Raw genomic sequence first — 17,210 nt, forward strand, 5'->3', positions numbered from 1 at the left:
GGAGCGAGCCGGCTCCGGGCGGCGTTCCGACGAAGCTTTTCAGACCTTCAACACCTTCCCGCCAATCGCCACTGCCACCAGCAACACTGCCATCAAGGCAAAGGCAAAACTCAAGCTGCTGCCATGGGCGATGAAGCCGATGACGGCGGGGCCTGCCAGGATGCCCGCATAACCCAGGGTGGTAATGGCCGGCACGGCGATGCTTTCGGGCATGACGGTCTGTTTGCCCACAGCGGTGTACAACACCGGCACAATGTTTGAGCAACCGGCACCCAGCAGCGCATACCCCACCAGCGCGGCTTCCCAATCTGGCGCGAACGTCGCCAGAAACAAGCCTGCGGCGGCCGTCAGCCCGCCGAACACAATCACCCGTGTCGCGCCCAACCGCCGTACGATTTTGTCACCGGTCAAACGCCCGGCGGTCATGGTCAAGGCAAACGCCGCATAACCGAGCCCCGCATACGCCGTGTCGATGCCACGTTCCTGCGCCAGGAACACCGCGCTCCAGTCCAGCGCCGCGCCTTCGGCGAGAAACACGATGAAGCACATCCCGCCAATGAACAGGACAATGCCATGGGGCACCGCAAATGCCGGCCCCGATCTCTCACTGCCGTAGGGCAACAGATGCGGCACGGCCCTGGCCAGCGCGATCAGCAGCATCACGATCACCACCAGTGTGGCTCCCAGTGGAGAAATACCCAGGCCAAGCAACCCGCTGACGCCCGCCGCGCCGACAATCCCGCCCAGGCTGAATAGACCATGGAACCCCGACATCATGTTTTTGCCGCTGGCGCGCTCGACGATCACCGCTTGCAGGTTGACCGTCGAATCCACCGTGCCGAGACCCGCACCGAACATGAACAAGGCAGCGATCAAGGCCGGAATCGACGACACCGTCGCCAGCAGCGGCAGGGCGGCACAGATCAGCAACGTTCCGCCGGTCATCACCCGCCGGCAGCCGAAACGCGTGGCCAGGATCCCGGCCAAAGGCATCGCCAGGATCGAGCCCACCCCCAGGCATAACAGCAACAGACCCAGGGTGCCTTCATCCAGCCCGGCCCGGGCCTTGGCATAAGGCACCAGTGGTGCCCACGCGGCGATGCCGAACCCGGCGATGAAAAAGGCGATGCGCGTGGACATCTGTTCCAGACGTCCGGGAACGAAGGCGGTTTGGCTGTTGAGGCTGGTCATATCAATCCTTGGAGGAAAACATCGCGTTCCCAACGGACAGGGATTGAACGGGGAGGTTCGATCAGTGCCCGGAAGGTTTGGCGGTCAAACAGAGGCACATCGTTGCACAGCCTCAGTCTGTTTCGCGATATGTTGAGCCCATTCAATGACACGCGGAGGGCGCCATGGCGCAGAGGTACGATGCACGGGGCAATATTTACATCGTGGTAGCGCCCGAAGAACTGCGCCGCATGGGTATCGACCTGCCCGATCAGGCCAGCGATGCTGCGCAAACCCGTGAGGCGTGGACGCTGGCGGCCATCGAAGCGTGCTGTAGCTGGGCTCCCGGCACGCAACCGCCCGGCAGCAAGGAGCATCGCAGCGACGGTTTGCTGGTCGGACCCTTTCAATCGTCGCCACCCTTTGATCTGTTGATCGTCAACACCGACGGCACCCTGGCCGAGCGCAGCGGCAACGGTCTGACGATTTTTTCCCAGGCATTGAGCGACCAAGGGCTTTTACCCCGCGACGAAGCCTGTCTGCTCAGGGTTTATCACGACAAGGCGGATACGCCTTCGCCGGGGCAGACCTCAGTGAAAGCCGCGCAGGTCGATGGCGTGAGCGGATTCTGGCTCGACCTGGGCCAGCCGGGGTTCGGGCCGGCAGCGGTCAGTGCTCACGGGGTCGAAGCTGCGGTGTTCAATGGTCGTGAACTCAGCCATGTTGAACAATTGTCGGCACTCAATGGCGCATGGTCGCGCAGCCAGTTCGCGCGGGTCGGTAATCCCCATTGCGTGACACTTGTCGAAAACGCCGACGATCTGCCGAGCAACGAGCAGATGCGCGAACCGGCGCTGGGTGACGGGTTGATGCGAATCGCCTACGCCATGCCGGTCGGTGCAGGCAAACCTTGTCCGGCGGGGATCAATCTGCAATGGGCGATGCGCTTGTCCGAAGGGCATATCGCTGCGCGAGTGTTCGAGCGGGGCGAGGGGCCGACGGCGTCGTCGGGGACCAGCGCCAGTGCGGTGGCCTGTGCGGCTTGGCGGGCTGGTTGGGTGACGGCTGGTGAAGTGAAGGTGACAATGCCGGGTGGCACGGCGCCTATCTTGCTGGAAGAGGAGTTGGGGGAATTGAGGCGGGTCAGCCTGTTTGGTACGGCTCGAATGATCGATTGATTTTGAAATAGCCATCGCGAGCAGGCTCGCTCCTACAGTGGTTTTGTGAACGACACATAACCACTGTAGGAGCGAGCTTGCTCGCGATGGGGCCTGTCCAGCCAGTGCAAATGTCAGTTCAGGCCACTGAACTCAACCACCGGCATCGTCCGCTTCATCAACACCTTGCCATCGCGCACCGAGTACAGCGGCAACCCCTGGCTGCGGATCACCTCGTAATCACTCTCTGCCGACAGAATCAGCAGGTTCGCCGGCCGCCCGCGCTCCAGGCCATAGCGATCGCCGAGGTTCATGGCTTTGGCGCTATTGTCGGTCACCAGATCCAGCGCGCTTTGCAGGTTGCGATAACCGAGCATGTGGCAGATATGCAGCCCGGCTTCGAGCACCCGCAAAATGTTGCCATTGCCCAGCGGATACCAGGGGTCGACGATCGAATCCTGGCCGAAGCACACGTTCATGCCCGCTTCCAGTAACTCGTTGACCCGGGTCACGCCCCGGCGTTTCGGGAAATTGTCGAAGCGACCCTGCAGGTGGATGCTTTCAGTGGGGCAGGAGACAAAACTGATCCCCGAATGCCCGAGCAAGCGAAACAGTTTGGCGCAGTAGGCGTTGTCGTAGGAGCCCATGGCCGTGGTGTGGCTGGCCGTGACCCGCGAACCCATGTCGCGACTGCGGGCCTCTTCGGCCAGGACTTCGAGGAAGCGCGAATGCGGGTCGTCGGTTTCGTCGCAATGCACGTCCACCAGGCAACCGCTGCGTTCGGCCAGGTCCATCAGGAACTTCACCGAGCTGACGCCCTGATCGCGGGTGTATTCGAAATGCGGAATGCCACCCACCACGTCCGCGCCCATGCGGATGGCTTCTTCCATCAATTGGCGACCATTGCGGTAGGACTCGATGCCTTCCTGGGGGAACGCGACGATTTGCAGGTCGACCAGGTGCCGACTTTCCTCGCGCACTTCGAGCATGGCCTTGAGTGCGGTCAGTTGCGGGTCGGTGACATCGACGTGGGTGCGCACATGCTGGATGCCGTGGGCGGCGAGGGTCTGAATGGTTTTCTTCGCCCGGTTCTTGGTGTCTTCCAGGGTGATGCTCGCCTTGCGCTCGCCCCAGCACTCGATGCCTTCGAACAGCGTGCCGCTCATGTTCCAGCGCGGCTCGCCGGCGGTCAGGGTTGCGTCGAGGTGGATGTGCGGCTCGACAAAGGGTGGCACCACCAGTTTGCCACCGGCGTCCAGATCGTCAGGGCCCAGGGTCGGGGCTTCGATCTGGCGGCCGATGCTGCTGATCAGACCGTTTTCCAGGTACAACTCATGCAGGCCTTCCTGGTTGCGCAGACGGGCGTTGATGATGTGCATCAGGCAGATCCTTTTATCGAATCGTTTAGGCAATACCTCTACGTTAGCTCGGTGGTGGCAACTCCTGCCAGTGACATTGATCACTACAGTTCAAATGTAGGGCTTGTCCTCTTGGCGGGGGCGAGGCAAAAAGCACAGGCATAAAAAAACAGCCGATGAAGGCTGATGCCAGTCAGTTAAGCGGTAATGCGATCTGTAGCAGCTGCCGAGCCTGCGAGGCTGCGTTCGGCTGCGAAGCAGTCGTAAAATCAGTAATTGCGGTACGTCAGGCAGGCCGCGTCAGCTTGACTCACGACTGCTATGCAGCCGAACGCAGCTTCGCAGGCTCGGCAGCTGCTACAGGGGAGCAGTGTTGCCTGAAGATTACTCACCGCGATAGATGCAACCGCTGGTGCAGGTTTCGTGGATGCGAATCGCACTGAGTTCCGGCAACAACGGCTTCATTTCATTCCAGATGAATTTGGCCAACACTTCACTGGTCGGATTCTCCAGCCCGGGAATGTCATTCAAATAGTTATGGTCGAGACGCTCGTACAGCGGCTTGAAGATCGCCTTGATCTCCGAGAAGTCGCGGATCCAGCCGGTGTGCGGGTCCAGGTCGCCGCTCAGGTGGATTGCCACTTTGAACGAGTGACCGTGCAGGCGCCCGCACTTGTGGCCGTCCGGTACGTGGGGCAGGCGGTGGGCGGATTCGAAAGTAAATTCCTTGAAGATTTCCACAGTTTTTCAGCTCTGTTCAGGTGGCGTTCGCCGCAGCGATTCGGGCAGGGGGCGAGTTTAACAGTTTGTCCTGACTAAAGGGTCAGCAAGCGCTCGCCGAGGCGACCGTTGGCGGCCAGTTCGAGGAATTCGTCGCCCATGCGGCGGCTTTCATCCATGGTCGTGCGCCAGTATTTCTGCCGACTCGGGGCGTCGCCCATGAAGCGCTTGAAGTCGTTACGGTCTGGCAGTTTGCCGTAGGGCAGGCGCGCCAGGTAGTCCTTTGACGGTGCCAGCAGCAGCACGTTTTGCAAGCGAGTCGGGCAGGCGCGGCGCCACGGCAGGGTCTTGTCGAACCAGCCGGGAATCACCCGGTCGGTGAAGTGCGGGTAGAGCACGATGTCGTTGCCGCTGTAAGGCAGGTCCAGGTGATAGTCCAGCAGGCCGCCGTCGCGATAGGTTCCGGCACCGGCGCCCGGCAGGTCGCGCACGCCTTCCATCACCATTGGGATCGAGCCCGAAGCCAGCAGGGCCTGGCGCAGATTGCCGGCATTGAGGGCGACGAAGCGCGACGGGAAGTCGTTCAAGGCGTGGACCGGCGGCGCCAGGCGCGGGTCGTGGATGATCAGGCGCTCGAAGTGCCGGGCCAGCCGCGCCCGGCCGCGCAGGTTGTCGGCGATGACCGACGACAGGCCCAGCCCGAGGCGAGCGCGATGATCGTCGGCCAGCAGGCCGTGGCTTTTGACCACCATGATGTTCAGGCGGTAATCGCTGTTGCCGAGGATCGAGGCATCGCGACCGTCGAGCAGGTCGTTGAGCATGCGCTGTGAGCTCTGGCTGATCTGCGCCATGGTCACGCCCTTGGCAAAGTTCTGCTCGGTGTACAACTGCCCGAGACGCCGGATGCCCTCGGCGGCATCCGGCAGGCACGCGCTGGCGAAGCGCCAGGACCCCACCGATGCACCAATCAGCGAGCGTTCCCGTGGTGCCGCCGGCAGCCACTCGCCGAACAGCGCCAGGTCCAGCCCCTGAATCCCCAGTGCCTTCGGACCGCCAGCCGCGCCCGGGAGGGTGCCGACGTCGGCGGCGTTCAAGCCGTTGTCCCGGATGCGCGCAAAGGCGCGTGGACCGGCCTTGAGGGTCAGGGAGGGGAACTTGATGTGGATGGCGGTCATTGCGGTCTCGATTTGTGGCAAGCGCAAGGATTATACGCAACCCCCTGTGGGAGCGGGCTTGCTCCGGGCGGCGATCCGACGATAGCGGTGTTTCAGTCACATCATTGTTGGATGTACCACCGCCTTCGCGAGCAAGCCCGCTCCCACAGGAAATGTGTAATGGCCAGCAATGATGGCAATTCAGTTTCAATTAAGTTCAGCCGGTTAAGGTGGCTCGCCTGGACCCCGACGCAACGCTGGTACCATTGTGGCTTTCGAGAAGCTCACACCACTCGCACTGGTCAGGTATCCCGGTGATCGGCAGCAGGGTATCGACCGGGCTCTGGAATTAGACCCGGTCAGCGGGCAGGTTCTCAAGGAACATCAGGATTGGTAATGAAGGTGTTTTTATTCAATCGATGCACCGGCAGCCGGATGGCGCTGGTGCTTCTGGCATTTTGCTCGGTGGTGATGGCCCGTGACCTGGATCAGAATGAAGCCCTGCGCCTGCGTCAACAGGGCGTGATCCTGCCGCTGGAGCAACTGCTGCAGCAGGCGATGGATCGCTACCCCGGCGCGAAACTGCTGGAAGCCGGGCTCGAAGAAAAACATGACGTCTACATTTATGAAGTCGAGCTGCTGACCCCTGAAGGCGTAGTCCGCGAACTGGACATCGAAGCCACCACCGGCCGTTTACTGAAAGACAAGGAAGACTGATCAATGCGTTTGCTGCTGGTGGAAGACCATGTGCCCCTGGCCGACGAACTGCTGGCCGGGCTCAACCGCCAGGGGTACGCGGTGGACTGGCTGGCTGACGGTCGCGACGCGGTGCATCAGGGCAGTACTGAACCTTATGACCTGATCATCCTCGACCTCGGTTTGCCTGGCGTGCCGGGGCTTGAGGTGCTGGCGCAATGGCGCGCGGCGGGACTGGCCACGCCGGTGCTGATCCTGACGGCCCGTGGTTCCTGGGCCGAGCGTATCGAAGGCCTCAAGGCCGGCGCCGACGATTACCTGACCAAGCCATTCCATCCCGAAGAATTGTATTTGCGCATCCAGGCGTTGCTGCGCCGCTCCCATGGCCAGGCCAACCAGCCGACGCTCCAGGCCGCCGGGCTGCATCTGGATGAAGGTCGCCAGTGTGTTGCCCGCGACGGTGCGGACATTCAGCTGACCGCTGCGGAGTTTCGCCTGTTGCGTTATTTCATGTTGCACCCCGAGCAGATCCTCTCCAAAGGCCACCTCGCCGAACACCTCTACGACGGTGAAACCGAGCGTGACTCCAATGTGCTGGAAGTTCACGTCAACCACTTGCGCCGCAAGCTCGGCAAAAGCGTGATCGAAACCCGTCGCGGCCAGGGTTACCTGTTCGGCGGGCAAGCCCGGTGAGATCGATCCAGCGCCGCCTGAGCCTGGGCCTGATCAGCGTGATGGTGGTCGTTGGCCTGGTGCTGGCGCAAACCAGCCTGTGGCTGTTCGAAATGGGGTTGCAGCGCTACCTCGAAGCCGGGTTGCGCAATGACAGCGAGAGCCTGCTGGCGGCACTGGTGCGCGGGCCGCAAGGCTTGCAACTGGATGAACGACGCCTGTCACCGGCCTATCAGCGGCCGTTTTCCGGGCATTACTTCCGCATCGATTTCGCTGACGGGCATTGGCGTTCCCGTTCGTTATGGGATCAGGAACTGCCGGCGCTCGATCACCCCGGGCTGCACGGCAACCTGCAACTGGGGCCGGAAGGGCAACAGTTGCTGGTGCTGCGTACGGACTATCGACGTTTGGGGTTGCCTATCTCCATCAGCGTCGCCGAGGATTACACGCCGATACGCGAAAGCTTCCGGCGCATGCAACAGCTCGGGTTGGGCCTTGGTTTGACCGGGCTGCTGCTGATTCTGCTGCTGCAACGGATTACCGTGCGCCGCGCCTTGCGTCCGCTGGAACAGGCCCGCGAGCAGATCGCGCAGTTGCAACAGGGCCAGCGCTCGCAACTCGACGATCAGGTGCCGGTGGAACTGGAGCCGCTGGTGGCGCAGATCAACCACCTGCTGGCCCACACCGAAGACAGCCTCAAGCGTTCGCGCAACGCTCTGGGCAATCTCGGCCATGCCTTGAAAACCCCGCTGGCGGTGCTGTTGAGCCTGGCTTCAAGCGAGCAACTCGACGGGCACCCGCAATTGCGCAAAACCCTCAAGGAACAACTGCAACAGGTCGAGCAACGGCTCAATCGCGAACTCAATCGTGCGCGCTTGTCCGGCGATGCGTTGCCGGGCGCACTGTTTGATTGCGACGCCGAACTCCCCGGATTGCTGGCCACCCTGAACATGATTCATGGCGAACACCTGGCGCTGAGCTACCGTGCTCCGGCCGGTTTGCAGTTGCCCTGGGATCGCGAAGACCTGCTGGAGCTGCTGGGCAATTTGCTGGACAACGCCTGCAAATGGGCGGACACGGAAATCCGGCTGAGTGTTGTCGAGACCGCTGAGGGATTCGAGCTCAGCGTCGAGGACGACGGCCCGGGCATTCCCGAAGACCGCCGTGATCAGGTGTTCAGCCGAGGAACGCGGCTGGACGAGCAAACCCATGGGCATGGCCTGGGACTTGGCATCGTGCGCGACATCGTCGATAGCTGGGGTGGCAAGTTATCGCTGCTGGAGAGCGAGTGGGGTGGGTTGAAAGTGCTGATCAGGTTGCCCAGACACACTTGAAATCATACTGGGAACCCTGTGGGAGCGAGCTTGCTTGCGATGGCGATCTGTCTATCACATTGATGTCGAATGTGCTGACGCTATCGCGAGCAAGCTCGCTCCCACAGTGGTTTTTGGTGGCACCCGATCCCACAGGGATTGTGGGGTGTCAGATTCAGGTGTGATGAATCTCCCGATCCTTGGTTTCCGGCATGAAGAAAATTCCCAGGATGGCCGTCATCACCGCGATGACGATCGGATACCACAGCCCGTAGTAGATATCACCCGTGGCCGCCACCATGGCGAACGCCACCGTCGGCAGGAAGCCACCGAACCAGCCGTTGCCGATGTGGTAGGGCAACGACATCGAGGTGTAGCGGATGCGCGCCGGGAACAATTCCACCAACCACGCAGCAATCGGGCCGTAGACCATGGTCACGTAGACCACCAGGATGGTCAGCAGCAGCAACACCATCGGGTAGTTGGTCTTGGCCGGGTCGGCCTTCTCGGGGTACCCGGCGTCCTTGAGGGCGGTGGCCAGGGTAGCGGTAAAGGCGTCGTTTTTGGCCTTGAAGTCGGCGGCCGGCATGCCGGTGCCCTCGAAGCTCTCGATCACTTTGTCGCCAATGCGCACCTGCGCAACGGCGCCCGGGTCGGCGTTCACGTTCTGGTAGGGGATGGCCCTTTTGGCCAGCACGGTCTTGGCCAGGTCACAGGAGCTGGTGAATTTGGCCTTGCCCACCGGGTCGAACTGGAACGAGCACTGGCCGGGATTGGCGATTACCGAGACCGGGTTTTTCTCCTGTGCAATGAACACGTCGGGGTTACCGTATTGGGTCAACGCGTGGAAGATCGGGAAGTAAGTCAGTGCCGCGATAATGCAGCCGGCCATGATGATGCCCTTGCGACCGATGCGGTCGGACAGGCTGCCGAATATGACGAAGAACGGTGTGCCGATCAGCAGCGAGCCGGCAATCAGCAAGTTGGCGGTCTGCGGGTCGATCTTCAGCGTCTGCAGCAGGAAGAACAGCGCATAGAATTGCCCGGTGTACCAGACCACGGCCTGGCCGGCGGTGCCACCGAGCAGGGCCATGATCACGATCTTGAGGTTTTCCCAACGGGCGAAGGATTCGGTCAATGGTGCCTTGGAGGACTTGCCTTCGGCTTTCATTTTCTGGAACACCGGCGACTCGCTGAGCTGCAGGCGGATGTACACCGAGACAATCAACAACAGGATCGATAGCAGGAATGGAATCCGCCAGCCCCAGGCCTCGAAGGCTTCAGTGCCCAGCACGGTACGGCAGGCGAGGATCACCAGCAGTGACAGAAACAGGCCGAGGGTGGCTGTCGTCTGAATCCACGAGGTGAAATAGCCGCGTTTGCCCTTGGGCGCATGTTCGGCCACGTAAGTAGCTGCGCCGCCGTACTCACCGCCCAGCGCCAGGCCTTGCAACAGGCGCAGGCTGATCAGAATGATCGGCGCAGCTACGCCGATGGTCGCGTAGCCCGGCAGCAAACCCACCACGGCCGTGGAGACGCCCATGATCACGATGGTGATGAGGAAGGTGTGTTTGCGTCCGATCATGTCGCCCAGTCGACCGAACACGATGGCGCCGAAGGGGCGAACGGCGAAGCCTGCGGCGAAGGCGAGCAGGGCGAAGATGAAGGAAGTCGTTTCGTTGACACCGGCGAAGAAGTGCTTGGCGATGATCGCCGCGAGGGAGCCGTACAGGTAAAAGTCGTACCATTCGAACACGGTGCCCAGAGACGAGGCGAAGATGACCTTGCGCTCCTCCCTGGTGATCCCGTGGTGGGGGGCGCTGCCCGTGGTTGCATTGTCGATTGCTGCCATGAGTTTTCTCCGTCTTGCTCTTGTTGTAGGCCGGAGTTCCCACTAACACTTACCCTACCCAGGCCCTGGGACTGATGTCATCGGATTACGGGTCTTGCATACAGGTTGACGCCTTGAAACGCTGCAAGGTTCCTAGAAGCATAATCACCTTGCGGCAGATATCCACTCGCCATCACTTCATTGAGCGGGGCGCAGAAATAAATGTGGGAAACAAATGTGGGAGCGGGCTTGCTCGCGAATGCGGTGGGTCAATCAATAAAGATGTTGTCTGATCCACCGCATTCGCGAGCAAGCCCGCTCCCACAGGTTTGTTTTTCGGGGTTTAAACGCGAAACTGGTCCATCAGACTCTGCTGCTGGTTCGCCAGGCTGTTGAGCGACTGGCTGACCCGCGCCGATTCATTGGCCTGGCCCGACAGCGACTCGGTCACGTCGCGAATGGTCGCCACGTTGTTGTTGATCTCCTCGGCCACCGCGCTTTGCTCTTCGGCGGCGCTGGCGATTTGCATGTTCATGTCGTTGATCACGGTCACTGCGTCACCGATCTGGCGCAGCGCCGTCACGGCCTGGCCAACCTGCTCGACGCTGCCCTGGGCCTGTCGATGGCTGTTGTTCATTGAACCCACCACCTCCTGGGTGCCGCTTTGCAGTTGTTCGATCACCAGACGGGTTTCTTCGACAGACTCCTGGGTACGCCGCGCCAGGTTGCGCACTTCATCGGCCACCACGGCAAAACCGCGTCCGGCTTCACCGGCACGGGCCGCTTCGATCGCGGCGTTGAGGGCCAGCAGGTTGGTCTGCTCGGCAATTGCACGGATCACTTCCAGCACCGTGCCGATCTTCTCGCTATTGGCGGCCAGGCCTTCGGCCTGAACCATGGCCGCGCTCATGTCGGCGGCGAGGTTGTCGATGCTGGCGGTGGTGCGGTCGATCACGGTCAAACCCTGACGGGTCGCCTGATCGGCATCCCGTGCGGCATGGGCCGCTTGCGCGGCACTGCGGGCGACATCCTGGGCGGTAGCGCTCATTTCATGGGACGCGGTCGCCACCTGATCGACCTGCCGATATTGTTGCTCCATGCCGGCGCTGGTCTGGGTGGCGATGGCGGACGACTGGTCCGCCGTGCTGCGGGCGTCCTGCACCGAGCGTTTCACTTCGGCAATGATCGGTTGCAGCTTGTCGAGGAAACGGTTGAACCAGCCGGCCAACTGGCCCAGTTCATCTTTTTTGTCGTAGGCCAGACGACGGGTCAGGTCACCTTCGCCACTGGCGATGTCTTCGAGCATGTGCGCCACGCCGAGGATCGGTTTGGTCACGCTGCGGGCCATCAGCCACACCAGAACAAGGCCAAGCAGTGCCGCGAGTCCCCCCAGGCCGAGCTCGACCAGCGTGCCGGCGGTGTTGCTGTCATCCAGTTGCTTTTTCAGGGCTTCGGCCGGGCCGACCAGGACTTTCTCCGGCACGTCGAGCAACACGCCCCAGGACTTGCCGCCGGGAATCGGCTGGAACGGAGCCAGCACTTTCAGTTGCTGATTGCCGTGCAGGCTGGTGGTTTTGCTGCTGGCGGCGAGCATGCGCAGCAGTTCGGCACCGCTGGTCTTGTCCACTGCATCCAGGCGCTGGCTGAGTTTGCCGGCGTCCGGGCTGTAGCCGGCGAGCAGGCCGGCCGGGCTGATGATGCTGACGCTGGTCTGGCCGTCATAGAGTTTCTTGCTCGCGCCCAGGCTGATCGCTTGCAGGCTGTTGAGGTTGATGTCCACCGACAGCGAGGCGATGACCTTGCCGTTGACCATCAGCGGGAAAACGATGCTGGTCATCAGCACGTTCTGGCCGTCGATCTCATAGAAGTAGGGTTCGATCACGCACGGCTTGAGCGTGGCGCGCGGGCAGGTGAACCAGGCGTTGGCCGCTTCGCCGCTGGGGCCGGTGCTGGTGTCGGCCATGTCCTTTTCCGGCAGCGCCATGGATGTCACTTTGCCCGGTGTCGGCTGCGACCAGTAGAGGGCGAAACGGCCCTTTTCGTTGCTGCCCAGTTCGGCTTGGCCGGTGAACAGTTCGTCCTTGCCGTCCAGCCCATTGGGTTCGAACACCAGGGACAGGCCGAGCAGTTCCGGGTTGGCTTGCAGGGCCGACTTGACCTGGCGGGTCAGGTCCTCGCGCAGGTCGAAGGCATCGAGAAAGCGCTTCTCGGCCTGGTCGCGCAGGAACAGCACCTGCCGGGAGAAGCCATGGCCGTACTGATAGGCGTCCATGAACTGCTGGCGAATCCCCAGCGCCTGGTTTTCGCCCTGGGACTCGATCCGCGCCTGGGCCGCTTCAGTCAGCATCTCCATGCTCGAGGCTTTCACCAGCTCGGAACTGTGCTCCATGCGGTACAGCGAAAGACCCACCAGCAGGGTCACGATGCCCGCCAGGCACAGCCCGGCCAGCAGGGTGATTTTCCATTGAATGGAAAGTTGTCTGAGCGACATGGAGACGTCCTTATTCGATAAATATCTGAGACTTTGCACTGTAGCGGCCGCGATTTGGCTTTCTTTATCCCGTTAGCGGAATAAGGTTCTGATTGCTGTCGTGGCGAGGGAGCAAGCTCCCTCGCCACAGGTCATCACACGCCGTTACATTTCCTTAGGGCCCGGTTGCTTTGACACCGCGCCCTCTCTGCGGCAAAGTGCGCGCCCTCTAATAAAACCCATTCCTTTATCCGCTGGCGGCTCACGCAGACTGCCGGACGGAGTCTTTCCGTTTGTCTCGAGGTAACGAAATGAATGCAGTGATTGCCGCGGTCGGCATCATGCTGATCCTCAGCCTGTCCCGCGTGCACGTGGTGATCGCGCTGATCGTGGGTGCGCTGGTGGGCGGCTTGACTGGTGGCCTGGGCATCGACGCGACCCTCAAGGCCTTCAACAGTGGCCTTGGCGGCGGGGCGACCGTGGCGTTGTCCTACGCCTTGCTCGGTGCTTTCGCCGTGGCCATTGCCAAGTCCGGCCTGGCCCACGCCCTGGCCGACAAGGCCCTGGCAATGGTCGACCGCCAGCACGCCAGCGGTGGCGGGCAGGTCAAATGGCTGCTGATCGGGTTACTGTGGGTGGTGGCCATCGCCTCGCAGAACATCCTGCCGATTCATATCGCCTTTATTCCGTTGCTGGTGCCGCCGCTTCTTTATGTATTGACCAAGCTGCAACTGGACCGTCGACTGATCGCCTGTGTGATGACCTTCGGCCTGATCACACCGTACATGTTCCTGCCGGTGGGCTTCGGCAACATCTTCCTGAATGAGATCCTGCTGGCCAACGTCGCCCGCAGCGGTGTGGACATCAGCGGCATCAATGTGACCCACGCCATGGGCATTCCGGCCCTGGGCATGGTGGCGGGCCTGCTGATCGCGCTTGTCAGCTACCGCAAGAAGCGGGTCTACGACCTGGCAAAGATCGAACAGGTCGAGCAAGTGGCAGTGCAATACAACCCGCTGAGCCTGATGGTGGCCGGCGTGGCCATCGCGGCGGCGTTCATTATTCAGTTGTTGCTGGATTCGATGATCATCGGTGCACTGGCCGGTTTCTTGATTTTCTCGGTATCGGGCATCGTCAAATGGCGCGACACCGACGACCTGTTCACCGAAGGCATGAAAATGATGGCGATGATCGGTTTCATCATGATCGCAGCCTCCGGGTTTGCCGAAGTGATGAAGGCCACCGGTGAGGTACAGACGCTGGTCGAGTCGTCGGCGTCGTACATCGATCACAGCAAGGGCATCGGCGCCTTGCTGATGTTGCTGGTGGGGTTGCTGGTGACCATGGGCATCGGCTCTTCGTTCTCCACCGTGCCGATTCTGGCGGCCATCTTCGTGCCGCTGTGCGTGCAACTGGGCTTCAGCCCGTTGGCGATCGTGTGCATCGTTGGCACGGCCGGTGCCCTGGGCGACGCCGGTTCACCGGCTTCGGACTCGACCCTGGGCCCGACCTCCGGCCTGAACATCGACGGCCAGCACCATCACATCTGGGACACCGTGGTCCCGACTTTCCTGCACTACAACCTGCCGCTGCTGGTGTTTGGCTGGGTGGCGGCGATGGTCCTGTAACCCATTCCCTTCTGATCACCCTGGATCAAAATGTGGGAGCGAGCTTGCTCGCGATGGCGGTGAAACAGTCAGCATCCATGTGGCTGACACACCGAAATCGCGAGCAAGCTCGCTCCTACAAGGGATCTTCTGCGGACCTGATGACCGCGTTCAACTTTTGCCCCGGCGTGCCGTTAAAGCTTTTACCCACGCCAATAAAATAAAAAGAGTGAACGCCATGCGCATGAGCCTCAAGGCTAAAGTCCTGTCCCTTGCCGTCCTCCCGGTGTTGCTGTTTGCGCTGGTCATCAGCCTGACCACGCTGTTCATTCTGCAGGAACAGGCCCGCAAGGAAGTCGAGCAGACCCGCGAGCGTCTGCTCAGTGATGCCAAGGCGACCCTGCAAAGCTACGTGGCGGTGGCCATGACCACGATCAAGCCGCTCTACGACGCGGCCGCCCCAGGCGATGAGGCGGCGCGGGCCCAGGTGATCAAGCTGCTGTCGAGCATCACCTATGGCAAGGATGGCTACTTCTTCGGCTACGACTCCAACACCGTGCGCCTGTTCAAGGCCAACAGCCCCGAAGGCGTGGGCCAGAGCTTCAAGGACAACCGCGACCCGAACGGTGTCTACGTCAACCGCGACCTGGTGAAAGTCGCCAAGGACGGTACGCACTATCTGCAATACAGCTCGCCATTGCCCGGCAACACCCAGGTGCTGGTGCCCAAGCTCGGCTACACCGAGTACCTGCCGAAGTGGGACATGGCGGTCGGCACCTCGGTCAACCTCGACGGCATCGAAGCGCAAGTGGCCGTGGTCGAAGCCAAGGTCCAGGAACGCATGCAAGGCATGGTGCTGAGTATCGTCGGCGTGGCGGTCGTGGTGCTGCTGGTGATCGCCGCTGCCGGGATGTTGCTGGCCAACACCATTCTGCGTCCGCTGCATTTGATGAAGACCAACCTCGACGACATCGCGGCTGGGGAGGGTGATCTGACCCGCCGCCTGACCATCACCAGCCAGGACGAACTGGGCGAGCTGGCCGGCTCGTTCAACCGCTTTGTCGACAAGATCCACGGCCTGGTGCGTCAGATCACCGAAATGACCTCGCAACTGACCGGACTGGTGAATCAGGTGTCCGACCAGGCCAATCGCTCGGACCAGGCCATGGAACGTCAGCGCCATGAGACCGATCAGGTGGCCACGGCGATCAACGAAATGTCGGCCGCCGCCCAGGAAGTGGCCAAGAGCGCACAGAACGCCGCGGTGGCAGCCCAACAGACCGACGAAGAAGGGCAGGCGGCCAAGCGCGTGGTGGCCGGCAGCATCGAGAAGATCCATGCCCTGGTGGACGACATCCGCAGCAGCGGCGTGTCCCTGGACAGCCTGCAAAAAGACGTGTCGTCGATTGTCAGCGTGCTCGGGGTGATCCGCTCGATTGCCGAGCAGACCAATCTGCTGGCGCTCAACGCGGCCATCGAAGCCGCCCGTGCCGGCGAGGCCGGGCGCGGTTTTGCGGTGGTGGCCGATGAAGTGCGGGCGCTGGCCAGTCGCACGCAAATCAGCACCCAGGAAATCCAGGGCATGATCGACCGCTTGCAGGCCGGCACCCAGTCAGCGGTGGAGGCGATGCGTCGCTCCAGCGAGGCCGGCGACGGCACCTCGGCCCAGGCCAACGAAGCGGGGGCTTCGCTGGACACCATGGCCCAATTGATCGCGACCATCAATTCGATGAACGCACAGATCGCCAGTGCCGCCGAAGAACAGACCGCCGTGGCCGAAGAGATCAACCGCAGCGTGCATCAGATTGCCGTGGCCGTGGACAACGTCGCCGACGAAACCCAGCTCGGCGCGCAAACGTCCCGTAGCCTGGCCGACCTCGGTCAGCGTCTGGGCAGTCTGGTCGGACAGTTCCGTATCTGACAGGTTTGCAACCTGTGGGAGCGAGCTTGCTCGCGATGGCAGCAGTACATTCAGCATTGATGTTGACTGAGCCACCGCTATCGCGAGCAAGCTCGCTCCCACAGGGTTAGCGGTGTACTTTCCATCACCGCCATGCATAAGTCCGACTCCTGGCAGGCCCTGCCGCAGTCTGCCACAACTCCTACACTGGTATTACGGGTCGCGTTGGTGAGGCCCGGACGACCATCACCTACAGGAGTCAAACCCATGACCGAACGCACCTGCGACTGTCCGAAATGTAACTGCAAGCTGGGCGAACATCCGATCGTGCGTCACGGCAAGCACTATTGCTGTGAAGCCTGCGCCAAGCATCACGAGCATGGCGAGGAGTGTGCTTCTCAAGGCTGCAAGTGTGCCCACTGAAAACCACGGTACATGCCAAAGTGGAGCCTAGTGGCCTGTGTGGCTAATTCGTGCACTCAACTTCGGCGCCAGGACTTGCCAGGCTGCGTTGCCATTCCTCGCCGTAGCGAGCTACGACTCGTCATGGCGCCTTGCCTGACAAGTCCTGGCACTCGAATTTGAGTACTCGAATTAACCGTACAGGCCACTAGTCCGGCTCCACTTCCAGCCTGAGGCTGTCATCCTCCAGGCGTTCGCTGTGACGGACGCTGCCCTGCAAGCGCCGCCCTTCGACCCGCAGCACCAGGCTCTTCGCCTGCTCCAGGTCTTCCGGCAGTGGCGCCGGGACGCGTACTGCAAAGCAAAATGCGTCATTTTCGACCTGTTCCAGTGCAATCCGGCACTCGGCGCTCCTGGTGATGCGGCCAGCCGGCGTGTCCAGACCGTAGTCCAGTTGCGCAGGGCTGCTGACGGGTGTCGCGACCATTTCCTTCCCCCCATGTTGACAGCGGCAGGCGTCAGTTCGCGGGACGCCACTTGACGTTTTCCACGCCGAATTTTTCAGCCATTGGCTTGCTGGTCTTTTGTACCTTCTCGCGTCCAAAACGGGGGATTCGCCCCACCCCTGCGTCACAGCTCGCCCAATGCCAGGCTTCTGCGTTGTCCATTTTGTCCAGACGGATAATGAATGATTTGGGAGCGCCATGGAGGGTGTACTCGATGACGAATAACTTTGCACTGTTCATAAAGTCCCGGTTCC

The 17,210-nt window shown here is 61.6% G+C and carries 15 protein-coding genes and 1 pseudogene; 7 read left to right on the plus strand and 9 right to left on the minus strand.

The window, feature by feature from the left end; genetic code table 11:
* Positions 1 to 39: 39 nt before the first annotated feature.
* The gene (locus ACEN8Z_RS11640; RefSeq protein ID WP_495597726.1) at positions 40 to 1,191 is read right to left on the minus strand and encodes an MFS transporter; all 1,152 of its coding nucleotides are present in this window, start codon (positions 1,189 to 1,191) and stop codon (positions 40 to 42) included.
* A 164-nt stretch (positions 1,192 to 1,355) separates the two neighbouring features.
* Here ACEN8Z_RS11640 and ACEN8Z_RS11645 point away from each other — a divergent pair, with 164 nt between their 5' ends.
* On the plus strand, positions 1,356 to 2,348 hold the full coding sequence (locus ACEN8Z_RS11645; protein WP_495597727.1) for a diaminopimelate epimerase: 993 nt from the start codon (positions 1,356 to 1,358) through the stop codon (positions 2,346 to 2,348).
* Between the two features lie 113 nt (positions 2,349 to 2,461).
* On the opposite strand, the gene codA is transcribed toward ACEN8Z_RS11645, so the two are convergent.
* The 3 genes from codA to ACEN8Z_RS11660 all read right to left on the minus strand — a co-directional run bounded on the left by codA (position 2,462) and on the right by ACEN8Z_RS11660 (position 5,580).
* Positions 2,462 to 3,706 (minus strand): cytosine deaminase, encoded by a 1,245-nt coding sequence (codA, locus tag ACEN8Z_RS11650; protein WP_495597728.1) that lies wholly within the window; start codon positions 3,704 to 3,706, stop codon positions 2,462 to 2,464.
* A 363-nt stretch (positions 3,707 to 4,069) separates the two neighbouring features.
* Positions 4,070 to 4,426, minus strand: a complete 357-nt coding sequence (gene queD / locus ACEN8Z_RS11655) for a 6-carboxytetrahydropterin synthase QueD (protein WP_003223505.1) — start codon at positions 4,424 to 4,426, stop codon at positions 4,070 to 4,072.
* 74 nt (positions 4,427 to 4,500) lie between these two features.
* Positions 4,501 to 5,580: a patatin-like phospholipase family protein gene (locus ACEN8Z_RS11660; RefSeq protein ID WP_495597729.1), complete on the minus strand. Its 1,080-nt coding sequence runs from the start codon at positions 5,578 to 5,580 to the stop codon at positions 4,501 to 4,503.
* Between the two features lie 375 nt (positions 5,581 to 5,955).
* Between ACEN8Z_RS11660 and ACEN8Z_RS11665 the strand changes: the two genes are divergently transcribed.
* The 3 genes from ACEN8Z_RS11665 to ACEN8Z_RS11675 are packed head-to-tail and all read left to right on the plus strand — an operon-like array spanning position 5,956 to position 8,261.
* Entirely contained in the window at positions 5,956 to 6,276 is a 321-nt protein-coding gene (locus ACEN8Z_RS11665; protein WP_495597730.1) for a PepSY domain-containing protein, read from the plus strand.
* A 3-nt stretch (positions 6,277 to 6,279) separates the two neighbouring features.
* On the plus strand, positions 6,280 to 6,948 hold the full coding sequence (locus ACEN8Z_RS11670) for a response regulator transcription factor (protein ID WP_495597731.1): 669 nt from the start codon (positions 6,280 to 6,282) through the stop codon (positions 6,946 to 6,948).
* Positions 6,945 to 8,261, plus strand: coding sequence for a sensor histidine kinase (locus tag ACEN8Z_RS11675; RefSeq protein ID WP_495597732.1), 1,317 nt, complete (start codon positions 6,945 to 6,947; stop codon positions 8,259 to 8,261). Before ACEN8Z_RS11670 ends, ACEN8Z_RS11675 begins: the two co-directional genes overlap by 4 nt.
* 154 nt (positions 8,262 to 8,415) lie before the next feature.
* Here the strand turns inward: ACEN8Z_RS11675 and ACEN8Z_RS11680 are convergent, their stop codons facing one another.
* The 3 genes and pseudogenes from ACEN8Z_RS11680 to ACEN8Z_RS11690 all read right to left on the minus strand — a co-directional run.
* The gene (locus ACEN8Z_RS11680; protein ID WP_495597733.1) at positions 8,416 to 10,092 is read right to left on the minus strand and encodes an MFS transporter; all 1,677 of its coding nucleotides are present in this window, start codon (positions 10,090 to 10,092) and stop codon (positions 8,416 to 8,418) included.
* 322 nt (positions 10,093 to 10,414) lie between these two features.
* Positions 10,415 to 11,170, minus strand: coding sequence for a methyl-accepting chemotaxis protein (locus ACEN8Z_RS11685; protein ID WP_495598118.1), 756 nt, complete (start codon positions 11,168 to 11,170; stop codon positions 10,415 to 10,417).
* 102 nt (positions 11,171 to 11,272) lie between these two features.
* A pseudogene (locus ACEN8Z_RS11690) lies at positions 11,273 to 12,562 on the minus strand (cache domain-containing protein); the annotation flags it as partial.
* A 290-nt stretch (positions 12,563 to 12,852) separates the two neighbouring features.
* Between ACEN8Z_RS11690 and ACEN8Z_RS11695 the strand changes: the two are divergent.
* From ACEN8Z_RS11695 to ACEN8Z_RS11705, 3 genes are all read left to right on the plus strand, one after another.
* Positions 12,853 to 14,169 (plus strand): Na+/H+ antiporter family protein, encoded by a 1,317-nt coding sequence (locus ACEN8Z_RS11695; protein WP_007998923.1) that lies wholly within the window; start codon positions 12,853 to 12,855, stop codon positions 14,167 to 14,169.
* A gap of 223 nt (positions 14,170 to 14,392) precedes the next feature.
* A complete protein-coding gene (gene ctpM / locus ACEN8Z_RS11700; protein ID WP_495598119.1) occupies positions 14,393 to 16,069 on the plus strand; it encodes a methyl-accepting chemotaxis protein CtpM in 1,677 nt (558 codons plus the stop codon).
* Positions 16,070 to 16,315: 246 nt separating this feature from the next.
* The gene (locus ACEN8Z_RS11705) at positions 16,316 to 16,471 is read left to right on the plus strand and encodes a metallothionein (protein WP_007998919.1); all 156 of its coding nucleotides are present in this window, start codon (positions 16,316 to 16,318) and stop codon (positions 16,469 to 16,471) included.
* A gap of 187 nt (positions 16,472 to 16,658) precedes the next feature.
* Here the strand turns inward: ACEN8Z_RS11705 and ACEN8Z_RS11710 are convergent, their stop codons facing one another.
* Positions 16,659 to 16,937, minus strand: a complete 279-nt coding sequence (locus ACEN8Z_RS11710) for a hypothetical protein (RefSeq protein WP_495597734.1) — start codon at positions 16,935 to 16,937, stop codon at positions 16,659 to 16,661.
* A gap of 31 nt (positions 16,938 to 16,968) precedes the next feature.
* On the minus strand, positions 16,969 to 17,196 hold the full coding sequence (locus ACEN8Z_RS11715) for a DUF6555 family protein (protein WP_007982405.1): 228 nt from the start codon (positions 17,194 to 17,196) through the stop codon (positions 16,969 to 16,971).
* Positions 17,197 to 17,210: the final 14 nt, after the last annotated feature.

This window comes from Pseudomonas sp. Pseusp10 (assembly GCF_059492225.1).

Bases quoted from the DNA above. Each gene is read 5' to 3' on its own strand.
- ACEN8Z_RS11640 (WP_495597726.1), bottom strand. From the start codon at position 1,191: ATGACCAGCCTCAACAGCCAAACCGCCTTCGTTCCCGGACGTCTGGAA.
- ACEN8Z_RS11645 (WP_495597727.1), top strand. From the start codon at position 1,356: ATGGCGCAGAGGTACGATGCACGGGGCAATATTTACATCGTGGTAGCG.
- codA (WP_495597728.1), bottom strand. From the start codon at position 3,706: ATGCACATCATCAACGCCCGTCTGCGCAACCAGGAAGGCCTGCATGAG.
- ACEN8Z_RS11660 (WP_495597729.1), bottom strand. From the start codon at position 5,580: ATGACCGCCATCCACATCAAGTTCCCCTCCCTGACCCTCAAGGCCGGT.
- ACEN8Z_RS11665 (WP_495597730.1), top strand. From the start codon at position 5,956: ATGAAGGTGTTTTTATTCAATCGATGCACCGGCAGCCGGATGGCGCTG.
- ACEN8Z_RS11670 (WP_495597731.1), top strand. From the start codon at position 6,280: ATGCGTTTGCTGCTGGTGGAAGACCATGTGCCCCTGGCCGACGAACTG.
- ACEN8Z_RS11680 (WP_495597733.1), bottom strand. From the start codon at position 10,092: ATGGCAGCAATCGACAATGCAACCACGGGCAGCGCCCCCCACCACGGG.
- ACEN8Z_RS11685 (WP_495598118.1), bottom strand. From the start codon at position 11,170: ATGGAGCAACAATATCGGCAGGTCGATCAGGTGGCGACCGCGTCCCAT.
- ACEN8Z_RS11695 (WP_007998923.1), top strand. From the start codon at position 12,853: ATGAATGCAGTGATTGCCGCGGTCGGCATCATGCTGATCCTCAGCCTG.
- ctpM (WP_495598119.1), top strand. From the start codon at position 14,393: ATGAGCCTCAAGGCTAAAGTCCTGTCCCTTGCCGTCCTCCCGGTGTTG.
- ACEN8Z_RS11705 (WP_007998919.1), top strand. From the start codon at position 16,316: ATGACCGAACGCACCTGCGACTGTCCGAAATGTAACTGCAAGCTGGGC.
- ACEN8Z_RS11710 (WP_495597734.1), bottom strand. From the start codon at position 16,937: ATGGTCGCGACACCCGTCAGCAGCCCTGCGCAACTGGACTACGGTCTG.
- ACEN8Z_RS11715 (WP_007982405.1), bottom strand. From the start codon at position 17,196: ATGAACAGTGCAAAGTTATTCGTCATCGAGTACACCCTCCATGGCGCT.